Raw genomic sequence first — 25,926 nt, forward strand, 5'->3', positions numbered from 1 at the left:
GCGCGGTTTCGTAATCAATTGTTTCCCGGGGGCCGGCGGGCACGCGACATGCGTAAAAAAGCCCGCTCGAAAGCGGGCTTCGTGCTGCGCGATGCGATCCGGCGCGGATCGCCGGACCGCCGGATCGCCGGACCGCCGGACCGCGCGTTCGCTTACTGACGGTGATAGATCTCGGCGCCGGTCTTGACGAATTCGACTGCCTTGACTTCCATCCCCTTCTTCAGCGCTTCGGTTTCCGACACGCCTTGCTGCGCCGCGAACTCGCGCACGTCCTGCGTGATCTTCATCGAGCAGAAGTGCGGGCCGCACATCGAGCAGAAGTGCGCGACCTTCGCCGAATCCTTCGGCAGCGTTTCGTCGTGGAATTCGCGCGCCTTGTCCGGATCGAGACCGATGTTGAACTGGTCTTCCCAGCGGAATTCGAAGCGCGCCTTCGACAGCGCGTTGTCGCGCACCTGCGCGCCCGGGTGACCCTTGGCCAGGTCGGCGGCGTGCGCGGCGAGCTTGTACGTGATGATGCCTTCCTTCACGTCGTCCTTGTTCGGCAGGCCGAGGTGTTCCTTCGGCGTCACGTAGCACAGCATCGCGGTGCCGAACCAGCCGATCATCGCGGCGCCGATGCCCGACGTGATGTGGTCGTAGCCCGGCGCGATGTCGGTGGTCAGCGGCCCGAGCGTGTAGAACGGCGCTTCCTTGCACCAGTCGAGCTGGAGATCCATGTTCTCCTTGATCAACTGCATCGGCACGTGGCCCGGGCCTTCGATCATCACCTGCACGTCGTGCTTCCACGCGATCTGCGTGAGTTCGCCGAGCGTCTTCAGCTCGCCGAGCTGCGCTTCGTCGTTCGCGTCGTAGATCGAGCCGGGACGCAGGCCGTCGCCGAGCGAGAAGCTCACGTCGTACGCCTTCATGATCTCGCAGATATCTTCGAAGTGTTCGTACAGGAAGCTTTCCTTGTGATGCGCGAGGCACCACTTCGCCATGATCGAGCCGCCGCGCGACACGATGCCGGTCATCCGGTTCGCGGTGAGCGGCACATACTGCAGGCGCACGCCCGCGTGGATCGTGAAGTAGTCGACGCCTTGCTCGGCCTGCTCGATCAGCGTGTCGCGGAAGATTTCCCAGGTCAGGTCCTCGGCCTTGCCGTTGACCTTTTCGAGCGCCTGGTAGATCGGCACCGTGCCGATCGGCACCGGGCTGTTGCGGATGATCCACTCGCGCGTTTCATGGATGTGCTTGCCGGTCGACAGGTCCATCACCGTGTCGCCGCCCCAGCGGATCGCCCACGTCATCTTGTCGACTTCTTCGCCGATCGACGACGTGACGGCCGAGTTGCCGATGTTCGCGTTGATCTTCACGAGGAAGTTGCGGCCGATGATCATCGGCTCGGATTCCGGGTGGTTGATGTTCGCGGGAATGATCGCGCGGCCGCGTGCGATTTCGTCGCGCACGAACTCGGGCGTGATCTCGGCCGGCGCGTTCGCGCCGAACGCAGCAGCGCCGAACGCCTGGCCCGGGTGCTGGCGGCCCATCATCGCGGCGAGCTTCGCGCCGTTCGGGCCGCTCGACTTCAGGCTTTCGAGGTACTCGGCGCGGCGCTGGTTCTCGCGGATCGCGATGTATTCCATTTCCGGCGTGATGATGCCCTGACGCGCGTAGTGCATCTGCGTGACGTTCTTGCCGGCCTGCGCACGGCGCGGATTGCGGTGCAGGCCCGGGAAACGCAGGTCGGCGGTGGCCGGATCGGCCGCGCGCTCGAGGCCGTACCGGCTCGACAGGCCGGAGAGCACTTCGGTGTCGCCGCGCGCTTCGATCCAGCCCTGGCGCAGCGCGGGCAGGCCCGCGCGGATGTCGATCTTGGCGTCCGGATCGGTATAGGGGCCCGACGTGTCGTACACATAGATCGGCGGATTCTTTTCGCCGCCGAAGCCGGTCGGCGTGTCCGCCTGCGTGATTTCGCGCATCGGCACGCGGATGTCGGGCTGCGAGCCGGTGACATAAACCTTGCGCGAATTGGGCAGCGGCGCGACAGCAGCGGCGTCGACGTGAGCGTCGGCGGAAAGAAACTTCGGATTGGCGTTCATTCGATCTCCTGTGTCGACCCGAGTTGGCGCTTCGGCGCTGATTCGGGTCCCATGCAAAGCAAAGTGGGGCGCTAGCTAAGCAGGAGACGAGATTCGTGAGGCGGCGGGTTTCGTCAGAGGGATGGCGGCGAAATCCGTACGCTTCCCTGCGCTGGCATTATCCAGATCAGGTTCAAAGGGTATTTCTCACCCGCAATGCCGGTTGTTTGACCGAGCGCATTGCAGGACCCCCGCGTTAGCAAGGGCACACGATACACCGGCTTTGCGGCGGTTTCAACCGGGAGCGGAGCGGATGCCGCCGGGCGGTTCCGGCATCGCGGCCGGCGAATCGGGCAGGGTGCGCCGCAGCAAGCGCTGTTGTCGAAGGGCCCCGCAGCCCGGACGGAAAAGGCTGAGCGGCGCAGCATCGCGTCCCTTCATTTCGGGCCCTGAAAAATTTTTTCGACATCGCTGTCATTTCCGGCGTCGTCGTCCGTCTATTCGGCTCTTCAAAACCCATGTATCGGAGAAGTGTCATGAAAAACGTATTCCTGGTTGCCTGTGTCGCCGCTTTTGCCACGATCGCGACGGGCGCCCAAGCGCAGAGCGATGCGATGTCGAAGGACGGCATGTCGATGTCGAAGGACGCGATGGGCCACGACGCGATGGCGAAGGACGGCGCGATGAAGAAGGACGGCATGAAGAAGCACGCGATGAAGAAGGACGCAATGAAGAAGGACGCGATGGGCCACGACGCGATGTCGAAGGGCGACGCGATGAAGAAGGACGCGATGAGCCCGTCGAACTAATGGATGCGCGCGGGGCGCGGCCGGCAACAGGCGCGCATCGCGTCTCGTCGCATCAATCCCGGAGTTTTCATCATGCAAACCGTCCCTGCAACGGATCGCGCGCCCGCGACGCCGCCCGCGCGCACGATCCATCCGCCGTGGGTGCGCGCGAGCCACTGGCTCAACGCGCTCGCGGCGATCCTGATGGCGCTGTCAGGCTGGCGCATCTACGACGCGTCGCCGATCTATCCGTCGTTCACGTTCGCGCACGGCATCACGATCGGCGGCTGGCTCGGCGGTGCGCTGCAATGGCATTTCGCGGCGATGTGGCTGTTGCTCGCCAACGGGCTGTTCTACCTCGCGATGTCGATCGCGACGGGGCGTTTCGCGCGCAAGCTGCTGCCCGTCACGCCGGCGTCCGTGTGGCGCGATGTACGCGCTGCGCTCGGCGGGCGGCTGTCGCACCACGACCTGAGCGTATACAACGCGGTGCAGCGTGCCGCGTACCTGACCGCGATCATCGATCTCGTCGTACTGGTGCTGTCGGGGCTCACGATCTGGAAGTCCGTGCAATTCCCGCTGCTGCGCGAACTGTTCGGCGGCTACGACAACGCGCGCGTCGTGCACTTCTGGGCGATGTCGCTGCTCGTCGCATTCTTTGTCGTCCACGTCGCGATGGCGCTGCTGGTGCCGCGCTCGCTGCTCGCGATGCTGCGCGGTCGCTGACCCGCAAGCCGCGGGCGAAGGAAATCATCATGTCGGAACCCGAAAACAGGCGTGGCCAGCCGCGCTGGACACTCGACCGGACGTCGCTCGAACTCGACGTGCGCCGCGAGCTCGAGATGCCGTCGCGGCGGCTCTTCAACCGGCGCGTGCTGACGCTTGGCGGCCTGGCGATGCTGACCGGCTGCACGCTGCAGGACGACGCATCGGTCAACACGTTCCTCGAGAAGGTGTCGCGCATGAACGACCGCGTGCAGGCGTGGCTGTTCAACCCCGACCGGCTCGCGCCGACCTACACCGAAGCCGACATCACGCGGCCGTTCCCGTTCAACGCGTACTACGGGATCGACGACGTGCCGCATGTCGATGCGTCGACGTATCGGCTCGTGCTGTCCGGCCGCGTGACGGGCAAACGCGTGTGGACGCTCGACGAGCTTCGGGCGCTGCCGCACGCGGAACAGATCACGCGGCATATCTGCGTGGAAGGGTGGAGTGCGATCGGCCGCTGGGGCGGCACGCCGTTCGGCGCGTTTCTCGCACGCGCCGGCGCCGATACGCGGGCGAAATACGTCGGCTTCAAGTGCGCGGACGACTACTACGAGAGCATCGACATGCCGACCGCGCTGCATCCGCAGACGCTGCTGGCGCTCGACTACGACGGCCGCCAACTGCCGCCGGAATACGGCTTCCCGATGAAGCTGCGGATGCCGACCAAGCTCGGCTACAAGAACCCGAAGCACATCATGGAAATCTTCGTGACCGATACGTATCCGGGCGGCTACTGGGTCGATCAGGGGTACAACTGGTTCGGCGGATCGTGAGCGATTCGCGTGGCGCGATCATGTGTCACGCGGATTCGCGCACCTGGAGATCGACGCGCAGGCCGACTGCCGCCGCCATGTTCACGAGCGCGTCGAGCCCGAACAGGTTGATCTTGCCGCGCATCAGGTCGGAGACGCGCGGCTGCGTGACCCCCAGCCGTTGCGCGGCCTGGGCCTGACTGAGCTCGAGCTGCGCGATGCGCTGCTTGAGCGCGATCATCAGTTCGGAGCGCAGCTTCATGTTCTCGGCCTCTGCCGGCTGGCCTTCGATTGCGTCCCAGACGTTCGTGTAACGTTCATTGGTCATCGTTTCAACTCCATCATCAGCGCGCGATAGCGCCGGGCGGCCAGGTCGATATCGGTCTTGTTCGTCCGCGCCGATTGCTTCCGGAAACAGTGCAGCACGTAGACGGCGTCGGCGAATGTCGCGACGTAGACGATCCGGAACGCGCCGCTTGCATCGCGCAGGCGAATTTCCCGCACGCCGACGCCGACGGTGCGCATCGGCTTCCAGTCGTCGGGCGCCAGGCCGCGCTGCACCTGGTCGATCTGGTGGCCGGCTTCGCGTCGCGCGGGCAGCGGAAAGCCGCGAAGCTCGTCAAGCGCGCTGCCGACGAAAACAACCGGCTTCGGCGGAAGAATGGTCGAATTATACAAGATTTTGTATGAACGGTGCAGGTTTCGAATGGAGGCTGTGCAACGCACGAGGAGGGCATGCCGACCGTCACGATAAGCGCGCAGCAATGGCCGGCGTGCATGACTGGCCGTTCGGCCGACGCCGGGTGCGAGCCTTCCGGATTGCGACGGATTGCGTGCGGCACCGCCGCCGTCAACGTGCGCATGTCGCGCATCCGGCCCCGGATTCCCACGCCCGCCCGCCGAAAAATGTCGCGCCGAAACGTCAGTCCTTCTCCTTTCAGACAGGTCTGACGATGCTTTCGAATCCTTGATGCCATAATGCCGAGCGTGCGCAGCCGAAGCGGTTGCGCGCGTTTTTTTGCGTCCCTCTGCCGCCGCTTGCCGGTTCTCTTTCGTCGCCGTTCGCACTGCCATGTCGTTCCGCACGTTCGCTCTGCCTTCCCGGTCCCGCCAGGGCCGTTTGCCGGCATTGCCGGCGTCTTTCAGCGGAGCCCGCGGCGTGACGTGCGGGCGGGGCGCGCGATGACGCCGCTCGACCGCCTGCTCGATTTCCTCGCCCGCTTTTCGTTCCGGATCCGCCTGCCGCAAAGCCGCGGCGGCCGTGTCGCGCTGGCGCTCGTCTTCATCTATTTCGTCTGGGGTTCGACCTACAGCGGCCTGCATTTCGCGCTGCAGTCGTTCCCGCCGCTGTTGCTGTCGGGGCTGCGCAACCTGCTCGGCGGAATCGGCCTGTTCATCTTCGCGCTGCGGCGCAAGCCCGAATGGCCGACGCTGCTGGAAATCCGCAATGCGGGGATCGTCGGCACGATGCTCGTCGCGCTGTCGTCCGGCACGATCGCGCTCGGGATCAGTTCGGTCAGCAGCGGCTCGGCGGCGGTGATGGTGGCCACGGTGCCGCTGTTCGCGACCGTGATCGCGGCGGTCGCCGGCCGGCCGGTAACGAAGGGCGAGTGGGCGGCCGTCGCGCTCGGGATGGTCGGCATCGTCGTGCTGAATTCGGGCGGCGCCGCGGCACAGAATTCGGCGCTCGGCACGATTTGCGTGCTGGCCGGCGCGCTGTTCTGGGCGGGCGGCGCGCATCTCGCGACGCGGCTCAAGCTGCCGTCCGACCTGTTCCTGTCGACGTCGCTGCAGATCGGCCTCGGCGGCCTGATCTCGACGCTCGTCGCCTGGCTGATCGGCGAACGCATCGAACACGTGATGGCCGGGCCGGTGTTCGCGTTCGTCTACCTGATGGTGTTCTGCACGATGGCCGCGTACGTCGCGTACGGCTACCTGATCCGCCACACGAGCCCGATCATCGCGAGCAGCTGCATGTACGTGAACCCGATCGTCGCGGTCGCGCTCGGTGCGCTGCTGCTTGGCGAACCGGTGACGATGGCGACCGTGGTCGCGACCGTCGCGATCCTCGGCAGCGTCGGGCTGTCGTTCCTGTTCGATCCGGCACGCCGGCCCGCGGCGCGCGCGGCGGCCGTCGGTTCGCCGGCCGTGGCGGCCGAGCCGGCCGAGCCGGCGTCGACGGCGGATGCTTCGTCCGCCCCCGAGCAGATCGCGATGCCGGATGCGGCACCGATCCTGGCGCCTTCCGCCGTCCCGCTTGCCGTGCCGACGCCGGCTGCCGTGATGGATCCCGCTGCGGTGATGGACCCGGCACCGGCGTTCGCGCGGCCGCCCGCCGACGCGCCGGCCGCTCCCCGCGCCGACGCGTGACGCCGCCGTGGCCGGTCGCGCTCAGCCGCGCCGGCCGCCGCGGTGGTGGGACCAGCCCGCGAGCGCGGTAAACAGCAGCCCGGCCGCGCACATGCCGGTCCAGCCGAACGCGTGCCATGCGGCCACGCCGGCCGACGAGCCGAGTGCGCCGCCGATGAAATAACACACCATGTACACCGTGTTGACGCGGCTGCGCGCATCGGGCTTCAGCGCATAGATGCGCGCCTGGTTCGAAATCTGCGCGGCCTGCACACCGACGTCCAGCACGATCACGCCGATCACGAGCCCGACGAGGCTCGCGCCCGACAGCGCGAAGATCACGAACGACAGCGCGAGCAGCGCGATCGCGAGCGAGATGATCGCGCGCGGGCCGCGCTTGTCTGCGAAGCGGCCCGCGTACGGTGCGGCGAGCGCGCCCGCCGCACCGACGATTCCGAACAGGCCGGCTGCCTGCGGGCCGAGATGGAACGGCGCGCCGGCGAGCAGCAGCGTGAGCACGGGCCAGAACGCGCTGAACGCCGCGAACAGCGCGGCGCCTGTCAGCGACGCCTCGCGGAGCCCGCGCAGTTCGACCGCCAGATGCCACATCGAGCCGAGCAGCTTGCCGTACGGCAGCGTCGACGTCGGCGAGCTGCGCGGCAGCCGCAGCACGATTACGGCGGCGAGCGCGACGAGCGCCGCGACCGACGCGGCGAATACCGCGCGCCAGCCGAAATACTCGGCGACGAAGCCGGCGGCCGTGCGCGCGAGCAGGATGCCGAGCAGCAGGCCGCTCATCACGGTGCCGACCGCGTGCCCGCGTTCGGCCGGCGGCGCGATCTCGGCGGCGAACGGCACAGCCTGTTGCGCAATGGTCGCGAGCACGCCGATCGCGAGGCTCGCGACGGCGAGCACGACCAGCGACGGCGCGGCGGCCGCCACGATCAGCGCGACCGACAGGCCGGCGATCTGCATCAGGATCAGCCCGCGGCGGTCGAAGCGGTCGCCGAGCGGCGCGAGCAGGAACATGCCGGCCGCATAGCCGAGCTGCGTCGCGGTCGGCACGACGCCGATCCACGACGCGCCGTCGGGAAAGGCCGAGCGGAAGCTGTCGAGCAGCGGCTGGTTGTAGTAGATGTTCGCGACGGATACGCCGGCGATCGTCGCGAGCAGCAACAGCAGGCCGCGCGAGTAGTGGGGCGAGGCGGCGTCGGTCGGACGGTCGGTGGAGGCGGTGGACATGGCTGCGCGGACGGAGTTGGGCGGCGCGGCGCGCGGCGCACGCGTCGGGTGCGCAGGCGGGCAGGGTGCCGGTCGAGGCTGCCGATCATACCGGAGCGACGTGAATCCTGCCGGGCGGGCGGAGACCCGGCAAGCCGGCGCGGCCGGCCGCCGCCCGTCATCGCGTGCTTGTCACGCCGTCAGTCGACCAGCTCGCCCGTCGGTTCGTAGAACGGATACGGCCCGGCGCCTTCGTCCACATACACGTGATGCGACGTCATCCCCGTATCCGGCGCATGGCGATGCACCGCGAACGCCGGCGGTTCGAGCCGGAACGCGGACGGCGCATCGGCCCGCAGGTCGAATGCGACCTGGTGCGCGGGCGCCGGCACCGCCGACGCGAGCGTGCCGCCGAAACGCGTGAACATCGTGCGGTGCACGTGGCCGCACAGCACGCGCTCGACGTTCGGATGATCGCGCAGCAGCGCGTCGAGTTTCGCGGCGGCGGCGGGCGCGAGGCGCAGCGCGTCCATGTGGCCGATGCCCGACACGAACGGCGGGTGATGCAGCGCGACGATCACCGGCCGGTCGCGCGCAGCGTCGAGCTGCGCGGCGAGCCATCCGAGCCGTGCGTCGCACAGGTCGCCGTGGCTCGCGCCGGGCACCTGCGAATCGAGCGCGAGCACGCGCACCGCGCCGACGTCGAGCGCGTACTGCACGAACTCGCCGTCCTGCAACTCGGCGCGATCGGGGAACGCGCGGCGCAGCCCGGCGCGGTCGTCGTGATTGCCGATCATCAGGTAGTACGGAATCTCGAGCGGCGCAAGCAGGTCGCGCAGTTGGCCGTATTCGTCGTCGTGGCCGAAGTCGGTCAGGTCGCCGGTGACGAGCACCGCGTCGGGGCGCGGCACGAGCGCGTTCAGCTTCGCGACGCAGCGCGCGAGCGCGGCTGCCGTGTCGACGCGCCGGTACGCGAGCTGGCCCGGACGCTTGATGTGGAGATCGCTGATTTGAGCAAGCAGCATCGTCGTTTCTCGGAATCGTCTGGTTATTGTGGGGGCGGCGCCATGCGCCGCGATGGGGTGGTGCATGAACGATGCGTCAATGATGCATCAAGCGCCGAGCGCGATCAGGCCTTCCGGTGCAATCGTAAGGCCGACCGCCGTGCCGCGCGCGAGCGCGACGCGGCCCGGTACGTCGATCACTAGTGCGTCGGGCGCCGCGTGCTCGATCGTGAGCCGCGTGCGCTCGCCGAGGAACGCGCACGCACCGACCGCGCCGCGCAGTGGCGCATGCGCGGGATCGGCGAGTTGCGCATCCTCGGGGCGGAAGAACCATTCGTCGGCGGCATGCGGCGTGACGATCGCGCCGCCCGTCGTCACGAGCGCGCCATCGCGCCATTGTCCCGCAAGCCGGTTCAGCGTGCCGATGAACTGCGCGACCGTGCGGTTGGCCGGCTGGTAGTAGATGTCGCGCGGCGTGCCGATCTGTTCGATGCGGCCGGCGCCCATCACGACGATCCGGTCGCCGAGTTCCATCGCTTCGGCCTGGTCGTGCGTCACGTAGACGGTCGTCACGCCGAGCTCGCGCAGCAGCGCGTTCATGTCGCGGCGCAGCACGTCGCGCAGCTTCGCGTCGAGCGCGGTCAGCGGCTCGTCGAGCAGCAGCACGCGCGGCCGCACCGCGAGCGCGCGCGCCAGTGCGACGCGCTGGCGCTGGCCGCCCGACAGCTGATCGACCGGTTTGTCCGCATGCGCATCGAGCCGCATCATCGCGAGCAGCTCGTCGACGCGTTCGCGCAGCGCGCGCGGCGCGGTCTTGCGGATCTTCAGCCCGTAGCCGACGTTGCCGCGCACCGTCAGGTTCGGAAACAACGCATAGTTCTGGAACACCATGCCGACCTGCCGGCGCTCGATCGGCAGCGCGGTGACGTCGTCGTTGCCGAACGCAATCGTGCCGCCGGCGTCCGGCGTGTCGAGGCCGGCGATCAGGCGCAGCGTGGTCGTCTTGCCGCAGCCCGACGGCCCGAGCAGCACGAGCGTTTCGCCCGCGCCGATCGACAGGTCGAGCGGTTCGAGCACGCGCGTGCCGCGGAACGTCTTCGCGCAGCCGGTCAGGGTGATGGGAGTGGAGTCGAGTTTCATGTTTGGGTTCAGCGCGGACGCCGCTTGAGCGCGCGCGTGCCGGACGGATCGACGCCGAGCCACTGCATCGCGACAAGGAGCGGCAGCGTCATCAGCAGGAACAGGATCGTGTACGCGCTGCCGACTTCGAGGCGCAGCGACGCATACGTATCGGCGAGCCCGACGGGCAGCGTCTTGGTGTCGGGCGTATGCAGCATCCACGTGAGGTTGAATTCGCCGATCGACAGCGTGAGCACCGCGAGCGCACCCGCGACGATGCCGGGGCGCAGGTTCGGCAGCACGATCGTGACGAAGCGCGTGACGAACGACGCGCCGAGGCTGGCCGCGCCTTCCTCGAGCGTGCGCAGGTCGGCGCCGGCCGCGACGGCCGCGACCGCGCGCACCATGAACGGCAGCGTGAACACGACGTGCCCGGCGACGATGAACCACAGGCTCATCCGGAACGCGGTGAAGCCGCCGTACACGACCAGCAGCGCAAGCGCCGATGCCAGGCCGGGCAGCGCGACCGGCAGCACGAGCGCTTCCTCGATCGCGCGCGCGACGCGGCTCTTGCTGCGCGCGAGCGCATAGCCGGCCGGCACGCCGACGGCGAGCACGATCGCGAGCGTCGCGAACGCGACATAGAGCGACAGCGCGATCGAGCCGTGATACTGCTGCCACACCTGTTCGAGCCAGCGCAGCGTGAGGCCGCTCGACAGTCCGCGGAAATAGTTGACGGTCAGGCCCGCGAGCACCGACATCACCACAGGGACGATCAGGAACGCGCACAGCAGCAGCGTGACGCCCCATTGCAACGCGGCGATCGCACGCGCGCCCGTGACGCGCGGCGCGCGCCGCGCGACGCCGTTCGCCTGCGCGGGAGCAGGAGCGGGTGCCGGCGACGGCGCGGAAGAGCCGGAAAGCGATTGCATGAAGGAATCCTCAGGCCGCGGCGGCGGCGGTGTGGCCGGTGAACCGGCGCGCGAGCGCGAGCACGGCCCAGGTGACGATGCCGAGCACGATCGACAGGCCGGCCGCCGTTGCGATGTTCGCGTTCAGCGTGAATTCGGTATAGATCGTCATCGGCAGCACGTTCAGGTCGGTGGCGAGCGTGAACGCGGTGCCGAAGGCGCCCATCGCGGTCGCGAAGCAGATCGCGCCGGCGGCGATCAGGCCCGGCGCGAGCGCCGGCAGCACGATGTCGACAAAGATGCGCCACGGCGATGCGCCGAGCGAACGCGCGGCTTCCTCGAGCGACGCGTCGAGCTTCGACGCGGCCGCGATCACGGTGACGATCACGCGCGGAATCGAGAAGTACAGGTAGCCGACGAACAGGCCCGCGACCGAATACGCGAATACCCACTTGTCGCCCGTGAGCTTCGTGGACAGCATGCCGATCAGCCCCTGGCGCCCGGCGAGCATGATCACCATGAAGCCGACGACGACGCCCGGGAACGCGAGCGGGAACGTGAGCAGCGCGAGCAGCACGCGCTTGCCCGCGAACTCGCGGCGCGCGAGCAGCAGGCCGGAGATCGTCGACAGCGCGAGCGTCGCGAGCGTGACGCCGGCCGACAACGCCACCGTCTCGCCGAGGCTCTTCATGTAGCGCGCATTGCCGAGCAGCGCGGCGTACTGCGAGAAGAACGCGCCGTCGGCGGACACCTGCACGAGCGCCGCCATCGGCAGCAGCCAGAACGCGGCGAACACGGCAAGCGCCGGCGCGACGAGCGCGATGCGCCAGCGCAGCGGGAAAGTCAGGTCGAGCATCGGTTGCGTCCCGGGGCTTACTGCATCACCTGCAGGTACTGCTGGCCGAACGCCTGCTGGCCGGTCGCCATCTTGCCGAAGTCGACCGACTTCGCACGCGCGTATTCGCTCGCCGGCAGGAACTTCGCGGCGACGTCGGCGCCGAGCGCCTGCGCGCGCACCGGGCGCAGGTACGCGTTGGCCCACAGCTTCTGGCCTTCGTCCGACAGCACGAAGTCGAGCACCTTCTTGCCGTTCGCATCGTGCGGCGCGCCCTTCACGAGGCTCATCACGTACGGTACCGCGATCGTGCCTTCCTTCGGAATCACGAACTCGACGTTCGCGTTGTCCTTGTACTTCGCGCGATACGCATCGAAGTCGTAGTCGAGCAGGATCGGAATCTCGCCGGACAGCACGCGCGCATACGCGGTCTGCTTCGGCACGATCGGCGCGTTCGCCTTCAGCTTCCTGAACCAGTCGAGCGCCGGCTTGAAGTTGTCGAGGCTGCCGCCGAGCGCCTGGTTGACGGCGACCGCACCCGCATAGCCGACGAACGCGCTCGACGGATCGAGATAGCCGACCATGCCCTTGTATTCGGGCTTCAGCAGATCGGCCCACGAGCGCGGCACCGGCTTGCCGTCGAGCGCGTCCTTGTTCACGAAGAAGCCGAGCGTGCCCGAGTGGATCGCGAACCAGTAGCCTTGCGGGTCTTTCAGGTTCGCGGGAATGTCGTTCCAGTGCGCGGGCTTGTACGGCGCGATCACGCCCTTGTCCTTCGCCTGGAACGCCGACGACACGCCGAGGTAGACGACATCGGCCACCGGGCTCTTCTGCTCGGCGATCAGCTGCGCGATCGACTGGCCCGAGTTCTTGTTGTCGAACGGCACGCGAATGCCGGTCTTCTGCTTGATCGCCGCGATCTGCGCGGCCCAGTCGGCCCATTCGGGCGGGCAGTTGTAGCAGATCGCCGTTTCGTCGGCGTGGGCGGCGGGCGCGCCGGCGATGAGCGCGGCGCAGGCGAGCGGCGCGGCAAGCGCGCGCAGCAGCGAGGTCAGGCGAAAGGACACGGTAGGTCTCCGGGCGAGTGTGGGTAGCGCTGGGGTGGTGTGGTTGCCGGCGTGCGTGGCGGCGCGGCCCGCGCGTTCAGGCCTTGCGCAATTGCAGGTCGGTGGCCGGCGGCGCGACCGTCGCACCGTCGCGCACCACGTGCGGCAGGATCAGCGACGTGCGTTCGATCGTCGCGCCGCCGATGCATTCGACGAGACGCTGCCATGCGTGGCGGCCGATGTCGCGGTTCGGCGTCGCGACGCTCGCGAGCGGCGGCGCGAGCAATTCGCCGATCGCGATCCCGTCGAAGCCGAGCACCGACAGGTCGTCCGGGATCGAGAAGCCGGCGCGGCGCAGGCCGCGCATCACGACCATCGCGAGCAGGTCGTTGCTGCAGAAGAGGGCCGTCGGGCGCGTTGCGTGCGCGGTCAGATGCGCGAGCACCGCGTCGGGCAGCTCGGGCGCATTGAAGTCGACTTCGACCGGCGGCAGCGTGGCCATGCCGATTTCCTCGAGCGCCTGCGCATAGCCGAGATGGCGCTGGCGTGCGCGATCCGATGCGGCGAGCGAACCGGCCAGCATCAGCACGCGACGGTGACCGCGCGTGGTCAGCAGCCGCACGCCGTCATAGGCGGCACGGCGGTTGTCGACCGATACCGACGGGCGGCGCTGCGTGTCGTTGTGCATCAGCACGTAATGCGGGCCGTCGCGGTCGAGCATGTCGAGCAGCGGGTGCGTGTCCGCGTCGGCGACGGTGAGGATCAGCCCTTCGACGCGCTGCTCGCGCAGCGTCTCGATCGCATGACGCTCGCGCGCCGCGTCGTATTCGGTCGTCATCAGGATCAGCTTGAAGCCGGCCGCGGTCGCGAGTTCGTCGATGCCTTGCAGGCAGTCGGCGAACACGGGGTTCGACAGCGTCGGCACGACGACGCCGACGAGCCGCGTGCGCTCGCCGCGCAACTGCCGGCCGAGCGGGCTCGGGCGGAACTGCAGTGTGTCGATCGCGGTGCGGATCGTCTGCAGCGTGGCGGGGCTGACGGTATGCGGCGCGTTGATCGCACGCGAAACGGTGGCGATCGAGAAGCCCGCGAGGGCAGCAACGTCCTTGATGGTCGGGGTCATGAAATAGCGCGATGTAAACGTTTTCGTTCGGGAAATTATCGAAAATGTTTGTGACTTCGCGATGACGCACGCGACGTTTGTTTCGCAAAAAGCACGATACAAACGTCAGACGGTTGGAACGTCGGGCGGGGCGGATTCATGGGAAGGATCGGCCGCGCGGCGCCGCCGTGGATTGTATCGGCGAACGCGGGCGCGGTGCGCGATGTCCGTCGTCGGGCGCGAGACGGCCGGGCATGCACGCGCATGCGGGCGGGATGCGCGCGCCGCGTCTCGCCGCTGGTTCGCGGCGATCACGCGGCGGCGCCGCAGGGCGGGTTGGCGTTACAGCGCGACGAACAGCATGCCGTGCGGGTCCTGAAGGGCGGATGCGTTGCCGACGCTCGTCGCGACGGGCGTCAGATGGCCGGACTTCGGGTCCAGTTTCATCACCTGGCCTTGGCCGGCGCTGTAGGCGTCACCTTGCGAGAACGGCGCATCGACGCGGTAGGTCGTGTTGCTGGCGTCGGTGAACAGCATGAAGGTCTTGCCTTGCGGGCCCGGCGCCGGCACCCAGCGCGTATCGTCGACCGGATAGACAGGGCCGTCCTTGTCGCTGAAGAGCGTGAGCGTCAGCACGCTGACGGTCTGGCTCGCGCCCGGATTGTGGATGAACACCAGCTTGCCGTCGGCCTGGCTGTCGAGCACGAGATCGCCGGCGGAATCGATCGCTTCGGAATCGGGGTCCGTCAGGCTCAGTGTCACCTGCTGGTTGAGGGTGGGATTCGGCGATCCGCCAACGGACGGGGTCACGTCGGTGGCCTGCGCATTACCGGCGAGCACCGGGGCGACGTCGAACGTCGTGCCGTTCGCGTTCAGCGTGAGCTGTCCGACGGTCGGTGCGGCGGTGCCGGGCGTCGTCGGGTTCGACGCGCTCACGTAGACGTTCCCGTTGAGCAACTGCATGTCGTCGAAGCCGCCGCCGTGTGTGGTCGGATTGACGGTCGCCGCGTAGGTCTTCTGCGTGCCGGCCTTGAGGTCGATGATCGTCAGTTCGGGATTGCCGTCCTCATTGGCCATCGCCCATAGCGTGTTCGAATCGGCGCGGGCCATCAGGCCGTCGACGTGGCCCGGCACCGTATACGTCTTGAGCACGTTGCCGCTCAGGTCGTATTGCACGATGTCGTTGGTCAGGCTGGGCACGGAGCCGTCCTTTACGTCACCTACCTTCTGGTAGCCGATGAAGACCGTGTTGTTGAACTGGACGATCGAATCGGGCTTGTCCGTGGACGTCGGTGCTTTCGCGAACACGGACAACGTATAGCCGGACGCGGTGGCGGTGTTCGGCACGGCCGCGGTATTGGTCGGCGCGATGCCGGGGGTGGACGTTGTGTCGTCGCCGCCGCAGGCGGCAAGAAAGACCGATGCCGACATCGCGATTAACAGGGGCTTTCTTAACATTAAGATTTCCTAACTGAATTGATGATGCAGGATGAATGAAATGTGCTTATTACCGTCTGTTACGGGCAACGCGGGTCAGGCTATGCCGCACATGTTTCTTTTCGGTGACAAACTCGCGCACCCTCTGCGATCGCGCGAAAGGATTGCCGGCGCTAGCACGGCGAAGCTTAAGTCGGGATTAAGAGCGTCGTTCGAATCGAGCGGAACGGCGAAGCTTCAATGAAATTGGCGCGATAGGGTGAGCGCAATGCGTAAGTCGACACCAAGCAGAATTAAAACTATTCGTGATGCAACTGAAATGGTGGATGCTGAATGGCGGCATCGATTTGGCTGGTATGCAGCGAGCGTCATGCGATTGAGACTCGATGGCGGACGCAGCACGGCAGGAGGCATGGGCTGCCGGGGCGGCGACGGTGAAATTGGGTGTCGGCGATTACGGGGTGACAGGGTCAAATGCGGAAGATCCGGCCGGGCAGTGGTAGAATCCGGTCCGCCCTCTTGCCGGGGTGATGAAATTGGTAAACATAGCGGACTTAAACGATTGAGTGCCCGCCCGGAAACGGTCGGTGCAGAACCCTTCAAATTCGGCGAAACCCCTGATGCACGCATCGAGGCAACGCCGAGCCAAGCCTCGCGGCACTCGCGAGGAAGGTGTAGAGACTAGACGGGGGGCGCCTAAGGCGCACGGGCAGCGGTCACGCCCGAGCGCGACGGTGAAGGCATAGTCCAGCGCACGAACGGCATCGCCCACGCGACGCCGGCTTTGAAAGAAGCAGTGTGACGAAAATCCGCCGCCTTAATTGGCTTGCCGGTTCAAGTCCGGTCCCCGGCACCACGATCGCTTTCATGGCGATTCGACGACGGTTCAAAAAACCCGCGAGAAGCCACGCGCTCGCGGGTTTTTTGTTTTTGCGGCGCCTGGATCGGCGCGAGTGCGGAACGTGACCTTTTCCGCTCGGCCGTCGCCCGCTCGTTCGACCTGTTTCGAGCGCTCGATCGAGCATCGATGCCGATGCGGCCGATCGAAGACGATTCGCGGCAAGACCGACTGGCCGTGTTGCGGTTGTCGGATCGCGACGTGTTTCGATACGGCGTGTCTTTGATCGGGCATTCAGATCGTGCCTGCGGGCCGGCGACGCTTGCCGCCTCGCTGCGACGAACGCGACGCCATGTGATACTTGGCACGCACGTCGCACCGGACGCCGTTACCGATATCGGCGCACATGAGTTTGCCGATGAAATCCAACGCAGTTTGCATGTCGCAAGACCACCCGTCATGACCGACTCGACCCATCACTATTACGAACCGTCGCAAGGCCACGGCCTTCCGCATGATCCCTTGAACGCGATCGTGGGCCCGCGTCCGATCGGCTGGATTTCATCCCGCGGCATCGACGGCACGGTCAACCTTGCACCGTACAGTTTCTTCAACGCGTTCAACTACCATCCGCCGATCATCGGTTTTTCGAGCACCGCTGCAAAGGACAGCCTGCGCAACGTGCAGGAAACCGGCGAGTTCGTCTGGAACCTCGCGACGCGCGATCTCGCCGACCGGATGAACCAGACCTGTGCCGCGGTGCCGTACGACGTGAACGAGTTCGAACTCGGCGGCTTGACCGCCGTGCCGTCGCGCCTGGTCGACGTGCCGCGCGTTGCGGAAAGCGGCGTGAACTTCGAATGCAAGGTGACCGACGTGATTCGCCTGCGTGATCACCAGGGCGTGGAAACGCCGGCGTCGCTGGTACTGGGCGAGGTCGTCGCCGTTCATATTCGGCAGGATCTGCTGAAAGACGGCATCTTCGACACGTTCGGCGCGGGCATCATCCTTCGCGCGGGCGGCCCGTCGGCCTATGTGCACGTCAAGCCCGACAGCCGGTTCGACATCTTTCGTCCCGACGCATAATTCATCGCGCGCCGGAACGACCGGCAAGCGGGTGCCGAAGCGCCCGGTCACACCGTGAGAGACCCCGCGGAAATCAAGGATTTCTCGGGGTCTTTTGCTACGTATCCTCACACCATCGGGGCGCGCTGGCCTGTCCGGCCCCGATGCCCGATCCCCCCGGCCTGATACTGCACCGCCGCAAACGCGCCATTCATCCCGCGCGCCGGGCGTGCTCACGGCCCGCCGAAGCTCCCATGGCAAATCTGCTCACCGCAATCGAGCGGCTTGGGCATCGACGTCCGGCGCCGCAAGGCATAGATTTGGAAGGTTGACGTGCTTACCCGCGCGTCAGCCCGCGCGCAGGCCGGCAACCGGCCGCGCGTTCCCAAACAGCGTGAGACACAATCGAGCGTGGAGACGACACGATGAGCCTGTCAGAGCCATTGCGTCTGCATGTGCCGGAGCCCACCGGGCGCCCGGGCTGCAAGACGGACTTTTCCTATCTGCATCTATCGCCGGCCGGCGCGGTTCGCCGCCCGCCGATCGACGTTGCCGCGGCGGACACCGCCAATCTCGCCCGCAGCCTCGTGCGCGTGCTCGACGACAGCGGCAAGGCCGTCGGCCCGTGGGCACCGGATCTCGACGATGCGCGGCTGATCGCCGGGCTGCGCGCGATGCTCAAGACCCGCATTTTCGACGCGCGCATGATGATCGCGCAGCGCCAGAAGAAAATCTCCTTTTACATGTTGAGCCTCGGCGAAGAGGCGATCGGCACCGCGCACGCGATGGCATTGCGCGACGGCGACATGTGCTTCCCGACCTACCGGCAGCAGAGCATCCTGATCGCGCGCGACGTGCCGCTCGAGCGGATGATCTGCCAGCTGATGTCGAACGAAGGCGACCCGCTGAAGGGCCGCCAGCTCCCCGTGATGTACTCGGACCGCGACGCGGGCTTCTTCTCCATTTCCGGCAATCTCGCGACGCAGTTCATCCAGGCGGTTGGCTGGGCGATGGCGTCGGCGATCAAGGGCGACACGAAGATCGCGTCCGCGTGGATCGGCGACGGCGCGACGGCCGAAGCCGACTTCCACACCGCGCTCACGTTCGCGCACGTCTACCGCGCGCCGGTCGTGCTGAACGTCGTCAACAACCAGTGGGCGATCTCGACGTTCCAGGCGATCGCGGGCGGCGAAGGCACGACGTTCGCGGGGCGCGGCGTCGGCTGCGGGATCGCGTCGCTGCGCGTCGACGGCAACGACTTCCTCGCGATCTACGCGGCGTCGAGCTGGGCGGCCGAACGTGCGCGCCGCAATCTCGGCCCGACGCTGATCGAGTGGGTGACCTACCGCGCGGGCGCACACTCGACGTCGGACGATCCGACCAAGTACCGGCCGAGCGACGACTGGTCCCATTTCCCGCTCGGTGATCCGATCGACCGTTTCAAGCGCCACCTGATCGCGAAGGGCATCTGGTCGGACAGCGCGCACGATGCATTGACGGCCGAGCTCGAGGCCGAGGTGATCGCCGCGCAGAAGGAAGCGGAGAAATACGGGACGCTGGCCGACGACCGGATTCCGTCGCCGGCCTCGATGTTCGACGACGTGTACAAGGAGCTGCCCGCGCACCTGCGCCGTCAGCGCCAGGAACTGGGAGCATGACCATGGCGCAACTCGAGACCGGCACGGCGGCACAGCCGATGACGATGATCCAGGCGCTGCGCTCGGCGATGGACGTGATGCTCGGGCGCGACAGCGACGTGGTCGTGTTCGGGCAGGACGTCGGCTATTTCGGCGGCGTGTTCCGCTGTACCGAAGGACTGCAGAACAAATACGGCAAGTCGCGCGTGTTCGATGCGCCGATCTCCGAAGGCGGGATCGTCGGCGTGGCGGTGGGGATGGGGGCATACGGGCTGCGCCCGGTGTGCGAGATCCAGTTCGCCGACTACTTCTACCCGGCATCCGACCAGATCGTGTCGGAGGGCGCGCGGCTGCGCTATCGCTCAGCCGGCCAGTTCATCGCGCCGATGACGATCCGGATGCCGTGCGGCGGTGGCATCTACGGCGGCCAGACGCACAGCCAGAGCCCGGAGGCGATGTTCACGCAGGTGTGCGGGCTGCGCACGGTGATGCCGTCGAATCCGTATGACGCGAAAGGGCTGCTGATCGCATCGATCGAGAACGACGATCCGGTGATTTTCCTCGAGCCGAAACGGCTGTACAACGGGCCGTTCGACGGCCATCACGAACGGCCCGTCACGTCGTGGCTCAAGCATCCGGCGAGCGTGGTGCCCGAGGGCTACTACACGGTGCCGCTCGATACGGCCGCCGTGGTGCGGCCCGGCAACGACGTGACGGTGCTGACCTACGGCACGACGGTGCACGTGTCGCTCGCCGCGGCCGAGGAGACGGGCATCGACGCGGAAGTGATCGACCTGCGCACGCTGTGGCCGCTCGACCTCGACACGATCGTCGCGTCGGTGCGCAAGACCGGGCGCTGCGTCGTGGTGCACGAGGCGACGCGCACCTGCGGCTACGGCGCGGAACTCGTGTCGCTGGTTCAGGAACATTGCTTCTACCACCTCGAAGCGCCGGTCGAGCGCACGACGGGCTGGGACACGCCGTATCCGCATGCGCAGGAATGGGCGTACTTTCCGGGCCCGGCCCGGGTCGGTGAAGCGTTGCGACGCGTGATGGAGGCGTGAGATGGGGATTCATGTCATCAAGATGCCGGATATCGGCGAAGGGATCGCCGAGGTCGAGCTGGTGGCCTGGCATGTGGAAGTCGGGCAGACGGTCAAGGAAGATCAGCCGCTCGCCGACGTGATGACCGACAAGGCGGCGGTCGAGATTCCGTCGCCGGTGACGGGCAAGGTGATCGAGCTCGGCGGCCGGATCGGCGAGATGATGGCGGTCGGCAGCGAGCTGGTTCGTCTCGAAGTCGAAGGCGACGGCAACCTGAAGGCCGGTGCACCGGTGCGTGAAGCAAAGGTGGAAACCGCACCGGTCGCGGCGGCGCCGTCGATGCCGATGGCCGACATGCCGGCCGAACCGCCTGCGCAGCCTGCGGTGAGTCGCGCACCCGCGAAACCGCGTCGCGAGGAAGCGGCGACGCGACCGCGCGTGGCGCGGGCGCCGGGAGAGCGGCCGCTCGCGTCGCCGGCCGTGCGTCAGCGCGCGTGGGACCTGGGCATCGAGCTGCGCTACGTGCACGGTACAGGCGAAGCAGGGCGGATCCTGCATGCGGATCTCGATGCGTATGCGCGCGCGGGTGGCGGTGCGGCGCGATCGTCGCAAGCGCACGGCTACGACGAACGCAACGACGAAACCGACGTGCCGGTGATCGGTTTGCGGCGTGCGATCGCGCGCAAGATGCAGGAAGCGAAGCGCCGCATTCCGCATTTCAGCTACGTCGAGGAAATCGACGTCACCGAGCTCGAATCGTTGCGCACGGAACTGAACCGCCGCTATGGCGATACGCGCGGCCGGCTTACGCCGCTGCCGCTGCTGATCCGCGCGATGGTGATCGCGTTGCGCGATTTCCCGCAGATCAATGCGCGCTTCGACGACGAAGCGGGCGTCGTCACGCGCTACGGCGCGGTGCACATGGGCGTCGCGACGCAGACGGACGGCGGCCTCACGGTGCCCGTGCTGCGTCATGCCGAAGCGCGCGACGTGTGGTCGATTTCCGCCGAAATCGCGCGGCTCGCCGACGCGGTGCGCGCGAACCGCGCGCAGCGCGACGAGTTGAGCGGGTCGACGATCACGATCTCGAGCCTCGGCGCGCTCGGCGGCATCGTGTCGACGCCGGTCATCAATCATCCGGAAGTCGGCATCGTCGGCGTGAACCGGATCGTCGAGCGGCCGATGATCCGCGAAGGCGCGGTCGTCGCGCGCAAGATGATGAACCTGTCGTCGTCGTTCGACCATCGCGTCGTCGACGGCGCGGACGCGGCCGAATTCATCCAGGCCGTGCGCACGGTGCTCGAACGCCCGGCAATGCTGTTCGTGGAGTGAGCGCGATGAAAAACGAACACACCACACTGCTCGTCGTCGGTGGCGGCCCGGGCGGCTACGTCGCCGCGATCCGCGCCGGCCAGCTTGGCATCCCGACCGTGCTCGTCGAGCGCGACCGGCTCGGCGGTACGTGCCTGAATATCGGCTGCATTCCGTCGAAGGCGCTGATCCACGTGGCCGACGCATTCGAACAGGCGTGCGGCCATGCCGGCGAAGGGGCGCTCGGGATTCGCGTGCGCACGCCCGAGATCGACATCGCGAAGAGCGTCGCGTGGAAGGACGGCATCGTCGATCGGCTGACGCGCGGCGTCGGCGCGCTGCTCAAGAAGAACGGCGTGCGCGTGCTGCACGGCGACGCGCGCGTGATCGACGGCAAGACCGTCGATGTCGTCACCGACGGCCATGCGGTGCGGATCGGTTGCGAACACCTGTTGCTCGCGACCGGTTCCGAACCGGTCGAACTGCCGTCGATGCCGTTCGGCGGGCATGTCGTGTCGTCGACCGAGGCGCTGTCGCCCGCGGCGTTGCCGAAGCGGCTGGTCGTCGTCGGGGCCGGGTATATCGGGCTCGAACTCGGGATCGTCTACCGCAAGCTCGGTGTCGACGTCAGCGTCGTCGAAGCGGCGGAGCGCGTGCTGCCTGCGTACGATGCCGAACTCGCGCGGCCGGTTGCCGATTCGCTCGCGCGGCTCGGCGTCCGGCTGTGGCTCGGCCACCAGGTGCTCGGGCTGGCGGAGCAGGGCGCGGTGCGCGTGCAGGCGGCCGACGGCGCCGAGCAGACGCTGCCGGCCGATCGCGTGCTGGTTGCCGTTGGCCGGCGGCCGCGCGTCGACGGTTTCGGGCTCGAGTCGCTGCTGCTCGAGCGCAACGGCCGCGCGCTGCGGATCGACGACGAATGCCGGACATCGATGCGCAACGTGTGGGCGATCGGCGACGTCGCGGGCGAGCCGATGCTCGCGCATCGCGCGATGGCGCAAGGCGAGATGGTGGCCGAGCTGATCGCCGGCCGGCGCCGCCAGTTCATGCCCGCGTCGATTCCGGCGGTGTGCTTCACCGATCCCGAGATCGTGACGGCCGGCTGGTCGCCGGACGATGCACACGCGGCCGGTGTCGATTGCCTGAGCGCATCGTTCCCGTTGGCGGTGAACGGGCGCGCGATGACGCTGCAGGCGACCGACGGCTTCGTGCGGGTCGTCGCGCGGCGCGACAACCACCTGATTGTCGGCTGGCAGGCCGTCGGGCGCGGCGTGTGGGAACTGGCTGCGGCGTTCTCGCAGTCGCTGGAGATGGGCGCGCGGCTGGAGGACATCGGCGGCACGATCCATGCGCACCCGACACTCGGCGAAGCGCTGCAGGAGGCCGCGCTGCGCGCGCTCGGGCATGCACTGCATGTCTGACGTGCGGGCCTGACAGCGCGCCGCCGATGCGCAGCGCGTGCATCGGCGGCTTTCCGGTTACAGCGTCGGCACGCGGGCGCAAGGCCCGCGCGCAGGCGCTGATCGCCGAAGGGCGCCTGTCGATCAAGGAAATCGCGCAGGAGCCGGGGTTCAGCGACATGTCGTCGTTCTCGCAGGCGTACAAGCGCCGGACGGGTGTTGCGCCGAGCGTGTCGCGACAGGAAACGGCCGGGGCGTCGCGCACGATCCGTGCACGGCGTCGCCGACGTCGATGCCGGAAGCCCGCGAGCGATCCGGCTCATGCGCTTTGATGGATGGGGTGCGATGGAAATGGAGAAAAGGGTGAAATTCGAAATAGGCGGTAAGCGGATTCCGTAATTTTTCGAGATGCGGAAAGGTTGTCGGCGCCGCGTTGGTCGACCATCATGTCGAGAGCCGGAAACCGGGCCGCATCGGGCCCGCCAACGCAGGCTCCATACGGAAGAACCGGACATGAAACTGCTGCTCGTCGGCGCGACCGGACTCGTCGGGCGTCACGTCCTCGAAGTCGCGCTTGCCGATTCGCGGGTCGACCAGGTGGTCGTCCTCGCGCGCCGGCCGTTGTCGCCGCACCCGAAGATGCGCGCGCTGGAGGTCGATTTCGATCATCTGCCCGATGAGGCCGACTGGTGGCAGGCCGATGCGGTGATCTGCGCGCTCGGCACCACGATGCGTGCCGCCGGCTCGCAGGCGGCATTCCGGCGTGTCGATCACGACTATCCGCTCGCGGTCGCGCGGCTCGCGCACCGCCACGGCACGCCGACCTACGTCCTGAATTCCGCACTCGGCGCGGATCCTGCGTCGCGCATCTTCTACAACCGCGTGAAGGGCGAGGTCGAGCAGGCGCTCGCCGGCGTCGGGTTCGCGTCGCTTACGTACGTGCGGCCGGGCCTGATCGGCGGCAGCCGCGACGAGTTCAGGTTCGGCGAGCGGCTGCTGGTGTTCGCGTTGAACGTCGCACGACCCGTATTGCCGGCGAAGTGGCGCGTGAATCCCGCGTCGCGGATCGCGCGTGCGCTGCTCGACGCGGCGATCGACGCACGGCCCGGCGTGCAGGTCGTCGCGTCGGACCGGCTCGTCTGAAGCGGAGCGGGCGGGGGGCCTGCCCGGTTATCGGCCTGCCAAATCGTCGAGCCCGCCGAACTGCTCGGCGAGCGCTGCCGTGAACGCATCCAGCGCTTCGCTGCCGTCGCAGTTCCTGGGCGTCGCGAGCTGGAATTCGACCGTATGGCTCAGCTTGCTCGCGAGGAACCCGCGCATCTTCCCCGCGGCGACTCACGGTGCCGCGACGTGGTCGGGCAGGAAGCCGACATGCGCGCCGGACAGGATGAAGATCACGTCGGCATCGACGTTTTCGGAGAACGCGGTCGGCTGCGCGTTGCGCAGCGCCGCATCCGACGTGTTCGTCCTGTAGAGCCGCGCGACGTTGCTCGTGTGCGCGACGTCGTTGGCCGACACGGTATTCTTCGCAAACAGCGGATGGCGTGCACCGCAATGCAGCGACTGGTGCTCGACGAACAGCGGCGCATCGTGCAGGCCGGCCTGGTGGCCCGAAAAGTAGCCGATCGCGAGCTGCAGTTCGCCTTTCAGCAGCCTGTGCTCCAGTTCGTCGGGCGGTACCGCGACCATCTCGATCAGGATGTCCGGCGCCTGTTCGCGAAAGCGGCCGACGGCCGCCGCGATCGATTCGACGATGTCCGGCGCGACGATCGCGCTGGAACTGATCTATCTGCATGCATCGCGACGGCGGCAGACAACGGAACAATCGAACGATGACTGAAATCACCTGGCGCAAGGCCGTTCCAGACGACGCGGCCGCGTGCATCGCACTGCGCGGAAAGACGCGCGAGAACGCGTTCACCGAAGCGCAGCTGCGCGCGCTCGGCATCACCGTCGAAAGCTGGAGCGACGGGATAAGGGGCGGCCTGTTCTCGGGCCATGTCTGCTGCGCGAACGGGCGCATGGCCGGCTACTGCTTCGGCGACACCGGTTCGGGCGAGATCGTCGTGCTCGCGATCCTGCCCGAGTACGAGGGAGCGGGGATCGGCAAGCGGCTGCTGCAGCATGTAGTCGACGACTTCGCGGCGAACGGCTTCACGTCGCTGTTTCTCGGCTGCTCGACCGATCCGGCATCCCGGTCGTACGGGTTCTATCGACATCTCGGCTGGGTATCGACCGGGAGGCACGACGATGCCGGCGATGAAATCCTGACGCTGCGGGTCTGGCAGCGCGCTTGACGACAGGCGTTGTCCGGAACGCGGCGTTTCCCCGATCCGTAAGACTGTTTCGTCATACAAAGCAATAACGCGATTGCGGCACGCATGCCGACCTACGATGGAAGCATTGTTTCCATCGCGCTTCGAGCCGTGTGCACCCACTACCGCGCCCCCGACGAAGACCCGGGCATCAGCGAACTGAAGATCGGCATCGGCGATCTGTACCGCCGCGACCCGTGGGCACCCGACGTCTATCCCGACTACGCGGCGCCGGTCGCGCGCGCCGACGGCGATGGCCTCGCGGTCGTGGCGGCCGTGTTCGGCTTCTGGCCGAAATTCATGCAGCCCGAGCGGCTCGACGAGCACGGCCGAAAAAGAAAGAAGCTCGATACGGTGAACGCACGCGCGGAAACGGTTGGCTCGTCGCGACTCTACGGCAATGCCTGGCGCAACGGCCAGCGCTGCCTGATTCCGGTGCGCTGGATCTGCGAACCGTGCTATGAGACCGGCCGCAACGTATGGCACCGGATCGGCGTCGACGGCTGGCAACCGTATTGCGTCGCCGGCATCTGGCGGCGCTACGAAGGCAGCGACGGGCGCGAATGCATCGGCATGACGATGCTCACGGTGAACGCCGACGATCACCCGCTGTTCGCGCGGATGCATCGGCCCGGCGACGAAAAGCGCGGCGTCGTGATCCTGCGCCGCGACGACTACGACGAATGGCTGCACGCACGCGACATCGAGGCCGCGCGGCGCATGCTGAACCTGTTCTCCGCCGACGACATGACGGCCGCGCCCGATCAGGCACCGCCGGCGGGCGCCTGAGCTTTCATTTTCCCGACGCCCGGCTTGCGTCGAAACTGCCCGGACGTGCCGCGATTGTTCAGACGATTTCCAGGATCGATCGACACCGGGTAATCACCGATACCTCGCAAGTTGTATATACAAGATCATCCG

At 67.3% G+C, this 25,926-nt stretch carries 26 protein-coding genes and 1 riboswitch; of the genes, 13 read left to right on the top strand and 13 right to left on the bottom strand.

Features of this window, described 5'->3' with window-relative positions; translation table 11 throughout:
- Positions 1-152: 152 nt before the first annotated feature.
- Entirely contained in the window at positions 153-2,084 is a 1,932-nt protein-coding gene (gene thiC / locus BFF94_RS20140) for a phosphomethylpyrimidine synthase ThiC (protein WP_128843943.1), read from the bottom strand.
- Positions 2,085-2,209: 125 nt separating this feature from the next.
- Positions 2,210-2,326: riboswitch (TPP riboswitch) on the bottom strand.
- A gap of 273 nt (positions 2,327-2,599) precedes the next feature.
- On the opposite strand from thiC, the gene BFF94_RS20145 reads away from it, so the two are divergent.
- From BFF94_RS20145 to BFF94_RS20155, 3 genes are all read left to right on the top strand, one after another.
- Positions 2,600-2,872 (top strand): pentapeptide MXKDX repeat protein, encoded by a 273-nt coding sequence (locus tag BFF94_RS20145; RefSeq protein ID WP_128843944.1) that lies wholly within the window; start codon positions 2,600-2,602, stop codon positions 2,870-2,872.
- 72 nt (positions 2,873-2,944) lie between these two features.
- Positions 2,945-3,577, top strand: a complete 633-nt coding sequence (locus BFF94_RS20150; RefSeq protein WP_128843945.1) for a cytochrome b/b6 domain-containing protein — start codon at positions 2,945-2,947, stop codon at positions 3,575-3,577.
- Between the two features lie 29 nt (positions 3,578-3,606).
- Complete coding sequence (locus tag BFF94_RS20155) at positions 3,607-4,395, top strand: molybdopterin-dependent oxidoreductase (protein ID WP_128843946.1); 789 nt, start codon at positions 3,607-3,609, stop codon at positions 4,393-4,395.
- 25 nt (positions 4,396-4,420) lie between these two features.
- Here the strand turns inward: BFF94_RS20155 and BFF94_RS20160 are convergent, their stop codons facing one another.
- Positions 4,421-4,702, bottom strand: a complete 282-nt coding sequence (locus BFF94_RS20160) for a helix-turn-helix domain-containing protein (RefSeq protein WP_047900283.1) — start codon at positions 4,700-4,702, stop codon at positions 4,421-4,423.
- Complete coding sequence (locus tag BFF94_RS20165) at positions 4,699-5,052, bottom strand: type II toxin-antitoxin system RelE/ParE family toxin (RefSeq protein ID WP_128843948.1); 354 nt, start codon at positions 5,050-5,052, stop codon at positions 4,699-4,701. Before BFF94_RS20165 ends, BFF94_RS20160 begins: the two co-directional genes overlap by 4 nt.
- A 504-nt stretch (positions 5,053-5,556) precedes the next feature.
- Between BFF94_RS20165 and BFF94_RS20170 the strand changes: the two genes are divergently transcribed.
- Entirely contained in the window at positions 5,557-6,744 is a 1,188-nt protein-coding gene (locus BFF94_RS20170; RefSeq protein WP_219139727.1) for an EamA family transporter, read from the top strand.
- A 21-nt stretch (positions 6,745-6,765) separates the two neighbouring features.
- Here BFF94_RS20170 and BFF94_RS20175 read toward each other — a convergent pair whose 3' ends face one another.
- The 8 genes from BFF94_RS20175 to BFF94_RS20210 all read right to left on the bottom strand — a co-directional run bounded on the left by BFF94_RS20175 (position 6,766) and on the right by BFF94_RS20210 (position 15,419).
- Positions 6,766-7,965, bottom strand: a complete 1,200-nt coding sequence (locus BFF94_RS20175) for an MFS transporter (protein WP_128847457.1) — start codon at positions 7,963-7,965, stop codon at positions 6,766-6,768.
- Positions 7,966-8,144: 179 nt separating this feature from the next.
- Positions 8,145-8,969 (bottom strand): phosphodiesterase, encoded by an 825-nt coding sequence (locus BFF94_RS20180; protein WP_219139728.1) that lies wholly within the window; start codon positions 8,967-8,969, stop codon positions 8,145-8,147.
- A gap of 87 nt (positions 8,970-9,056) precedes the next feature.
- On the bottom strand, positions 9,057-10,088 hold the full coding sequence (locus BFF94_RS20185) for an ABC transporter ATP-binding protein (RefSeq protein ID WP_128847455.1): 1,032 nt from the start codon (positions 10,086-10,088) through the stop codon (positions 9,057-9,059).
- Positions 10,089-10,096: 8 nt separating this feature from the next.
- On the bottom strand, positions 10,097-10,999 hold the full coding sequence (locus tag BFF94_RS20190) for an ABC transporter permease (protein ID WP_219139729.1): 903 nt from the start codon (positions 10,997-10,999) through the stop codon (positions 10,097-10,099).
- A gap of 10 nt (positions 11,000-11,009) precedes the next feature.
- Positions 11,010-11,834, bottom strand: coding sequence for an ABC transporter permease (locus tag BFF94_RS20195; protein WP_128843714.1), 825 nt, complete (start codon positions 11,832-11,834; stop codon positions 11,010-11,012).
- A 17-nt stretch (positions 11,835-11,851) separates the two neighbouring features.
- A complete protein-coding gene (locus BFF94_RS20200; protein ID WP_128843715.1) occupies positions 11,852-12,880 on the bottom strand; it encodes an ABC transporter substrate-binding protein in 1,029 nt (342 codons plus the stop codon).
- A 76-nt stretch (positions 12,881-12,956) separates the two neighbouring features.
- Complete coding sequence (locus BFF94_RS20205; protein WP_128843716.1) at positions 12,957-13,982, bottom strand: LacI family DNA-binding transcriptional regulator; 1,026 nt, start codon at positions 13,980-13,982, stop codon at positions 12,957-12,959.
- Positions 13,983-14,303: 321 nt separating this feature from the next.
- Positions 14,304-15,419, bottom strand: a complete 1,116-nt coding sequence (locus BFF94_RS20210; protein ID WP_128843717.1) for a hypothetical protein — start codon at positions 15,417-15,419, stop codon at positions 14,304-14,306.
- A 1,276-nt stretch (positions 15,420-16,695) separates the two neighbouring features.
- Here BFF94_RS20210 and BFF94_RS20215 point away from each other — a divergent pair.
- The 7 genes from BFF94_RS20215 (at position 16,696) to BFF94_RS20245 (ending at position 23,833) form a co-directional block, all read left to right on the top strand.
- Positions 16,696-17,322, top strand: coding sequence for a flavin reductase family protein (locus BFF94_RS20215; protein ID WP_219139786.1), 627 nt, complete (start codon positions 16,696-16,698; stop codon positions 17,320-17,322).
- A 404-nt stretch (positions 17,323-17,726) separates the two neighbouring features.
- A complete protein-coding gene (locus BFF94_RS20220) occupies positions 17,727-18,959 on the top strand; it encodes a 3-methyl-2-oxobutanoate dehydrogenase (2-methylpropanoyl-transferring) subunit alpha (protein WP_128843718.1) in 1,233 nt (410 codons plus the stop codon).
- Positions 18,956-20,002: an alpha-ketoacid dehydrogenase subunit beta gene (locus BFF94_RS20225; protein ID WP_219139730.1), complete on the top strand. Its 1,047-nt coding sequence runs from the start codon at positions 18,956-18,958 to the stop codon at positions 20,000-20,002. Before BFF94_RS20220 ends, BFF94_RS20225 begins: the two co-directional genes overlap by 4 nt.
- A 1-nt stretch (position 20,003) precedes the next feature.
- Positions 20,004-21,314 carry a dihydrolipoamide acetyltransferase family protein gene (locus tag BFF94_RS20230; RefSeq protein WP_219139731.1) on the top strand — a complete coding sequence of 437 codons (1,311 nt, stop codon included), beginning with the start codon at positions 20,004-20,006 and terminating at the stop codon, positions 21,312-21,314.
- A gap of 5 nt (positions 21,315-21,319) precedes the next feature.
- Positions 21,320-22,711 carry a dihydrolipoyl dehydrogenase gene (lpdA, locus tag BFF94_RS20235; RefSeq protein WP_219139732.1) on the top strand — a complete coding sequence of 464 codons (1,392 nt, stop codon included), beginning with the start codon at positions 21,320-21,322 and terminating at the stop codon, positions 22,709-22,711.
- Between the two features lie 26 nt (positions 22,712-22,737).
- Positions 22,738-23,022, top strand: a complete 285-nt coding sequence (locus BFF94_RS37955) for a helix-turn-helix domain-containing protein (RefSeq protein ID WP_246637369.1) — start codon at positions 22,738-22,740, stop codon at positions 23,020-23,022.
- 181 nt (positions 23,023-23,203) lie between these two features.
- Entirely contained in the window at positions 23,204-23,833 is a 630-nt protein-coding gene (locus BFF94_RS20245) for an NAD(P)H-binding protein (RefSeq protein ID WP_128842605.1), read from the top strand.
- Between the two features lie 27 nt (positions 23,834-23,860).
- Here the strand turns inward: BFF94_RS20245 and BFF94_RS37960 are convergent, their stop codons facing one another.
- Together BFF94_RS37960 and BFF94_RS37965 are read right to left on the bottom strand one after the other, a co-directional pair.
- A complete protein-coding gene (locus BFF94_RS37960) occupies positions 23,861-24,010 on the bottom strand; it encodes a hypothetical protein (protein ID WP_246637370.1) in 150 nt (49 codons plus the stop codon).
- Positions 24,011-24,025: 15 nt separating this feature from the next.
- Entirely contained in the window at positions 24,026-24,475 is a 450-nt protein-coding gene (locus BFF94_RS37965; protein ID WP_308286054.1) for a substrate-binding domain-containing protein, read from the bottom strand.
- Between the two features lie 47 nt (positions 24,476-24,522).
- Here BFF94_RS37965 and BFF94_RS20255 point away from each other — a divergent pair, with 47 nt between their 5' ends.
- Both BFF94_RS20255 and BFF94_RS20260 read left to right on the top strand, forming a co-directional pair.
- Positions 24,523-24,987 carry a GNAT family N-acetyltransferase gene (locus BFF94_RS20255; RefSeq protein ID WP_128842604.1) on the top strand — a complete coding sequence of 155 codons (465 nt, stop codon included), beginning with the start codon at positions 24,523-24,525 and terminating at the stop codon, positions 24,985-24,987.
- A gap of 129 nt (positions 24,988-25,116) precedes the next feature.
- On the top strand, positions 25,117-25,794 hold the full coding sequence (locus BFF94_RS20260) for an SOS response-associated peptidase family protein (RefSeq protein WP_128842603.1): 678 nt from the start codon (positions 25,117-25,119) through the stop codon (positions 25,792-25,794).
- Positions 25,795-25,926 lie beyond the last annotated feature (132 nt).

Origin of the sequence: Burkholderia catarinensis (genome assembly GCF_001883705.2) — a bacterium.
GTDB classification, from domain to species: Bacteria; Pseudomonadota; Gammaproteobacteria; order Burkholderiales; family Burkholderiaceae; genus Burkholderia; species Burkholderia catarinensis.

Excerpts from the sequence above, each read along its gene's own strand:
- thiC (WP_128843943.1), bottom strand. The coding sequence starts at position 2,084 with ATGAACGCCAATCCGAAGTTTCTTTCCGCCGACGCTCACGTCGACGCC.
- BFF94_RS20145 (WP_128843944.1), top strand. The coding sequence starts at position 2,600 with ATGAAAAACGTATTCCTGGTTGCCTGTGTCGCCGCTTTTGCCACGATC.
- BFF94_RS20150 (WP_128843945.1), top strand. The coding sequence starts at position 2,945 with ATGCAAACCGTCCCTGCAACGGATCGCGCGCCCGCGACGCCGCCCGCG.
- BFF94_RS20155 (WP_128843946.1), top strand. The coding sequence starts at position 3,607 with ATGTCGGAACCCGAAAACAGGCGTGGCCAGCCGCGCTGGACACTCGAC.
- BFF94_RS20160 (WP_047900283.1), bottom strand. The coding sequence starts at position 4,702 with ATGACCAATGAACGTTACACGAACGTCTGGGACGCAATCGAAGGCCAG.
- BFF94_RS20170 (WP_219139727.1), top strand. The coding sequence starts at position 5,557 with ATGACGCCGCTCGACCGCCTGCTCGATTTCCTCGCCCGCTTTTCGTTC.
- BFF94_RS20175 (WP_128847457.1), bottom strand. The coding sequence starts at position 7,965 with ATGTCCACCGCCTCCACCGACCGTCCGACCGACGCCGCCTCGCCCCAC.
- BFF94_RS20180 (WP_219139728.1), bottom strand. The coding sequence starts at position 8,969 with ATGCTGCTTGCTCAAATCAGCGATCTCCACATCAAGCGTCCGGGCCAG.
- BFF94_RS20185 (WP_128847455.1), bottom strand. The coding sequence starts at position 10,088 with ATGAAACTCGACTCCACTCCCATCACCCTGACCGGCTGCGCGAAGACG.
- BFF94_RS20190 (WP_219139729.1), bottom strand. The coding sequence starts at position 10,999 with ATGCAATCGCTTTCCGGCTCTTCCGCGCCGTCGCCGGCACCCGCTCCT.
- BFF94_RS20195 (WP_128843714.1), bottom strand. The coding sequence starts at position 11,834 with ATGCTCGACCTGACTTTCCCGCTGCGCTGGCGCATCGCGCTCGTCGCG.
- BFF94_RS20205 (WP_128843716.1), bottom strand. The coding sequence starts at position 13,982 with ATGACCCCGACCATCAAGGACGTTGCTGCCCTCGCGGGCTTCTCGATC.
- BFF94_RS20210 (WP_128843717.1), bottom strand. The coding sequence starts at position 15,419 with ATGTTAAGAAAGCCCCTGTTAATCGCGATGTCGGCATCGGTCTTTCTT.
- BFF94_RS20215 (WP_219139786.1), top strand. The coding sequence starts at position 16,696 with ATGACCGACTCGACCCATCACTATTACGAACCGTCGCAAGGCCACGGC.
- BFF94_RS20220 (WP_128843718.1), top strand. The coding sequence starts at position 17,727 with ATGAGCCTGTCAGAGCCATTGCGTCTGCATGTGCCGGAGCCCACCGGG.
- BFF94_RS20225 (WP_219139730.1), top strand. The coding sequence starts at position 18,956 with ATGACCATGGCGCAACTCGAGACCGGCACGGCGGCACAGCCGATGACG.
- BFF94_RS20230 (WP_219139731.1), top strand. The coding sequence starts at position 20,004 with ATGGGGATTCATGTCATCAAGATGCCGGATATCGGCGAAGGGATCGCC.
- lpdA (WP_219139732.1), top strand. The coding sequence starts at position 21,320 with ATGAAAAACGAACACACCACACTGCTCGTCGTCGGTGGCGGCCCGGGC.
- BFF94_RS37955 (WP_246637369.1), top strand. The coding sequence starts at position 22,738 with ATGCGCAGCGCGTGCATCGGCGGCTTTCCGGTTACAGCGTCGGCACGC.
- BFF94_RS20245 (WP_128842605.1), top strand. The coding sequence starts at position 23,204 with ATGAAACTGCTGCTCGTCGGCGCGACCGGACTCGTCGGGCGTCACGTC.
- BFF94_RS37960 (WP_246637370.1), bottom strand. The coding sequence starts at position 24,010 with ATGCGCGGGTTCCTCGCGAGCAAGCTGAGCCATACGGTCGAATTCCAG.
- BFF94_RS20255 (WP_128842604.1), top strand. The coding sequence starts at position 24,523 with ATGACTGAAATCACCTGGCGCAAGGCCGTTCCAGACGACGCGGCCGCG.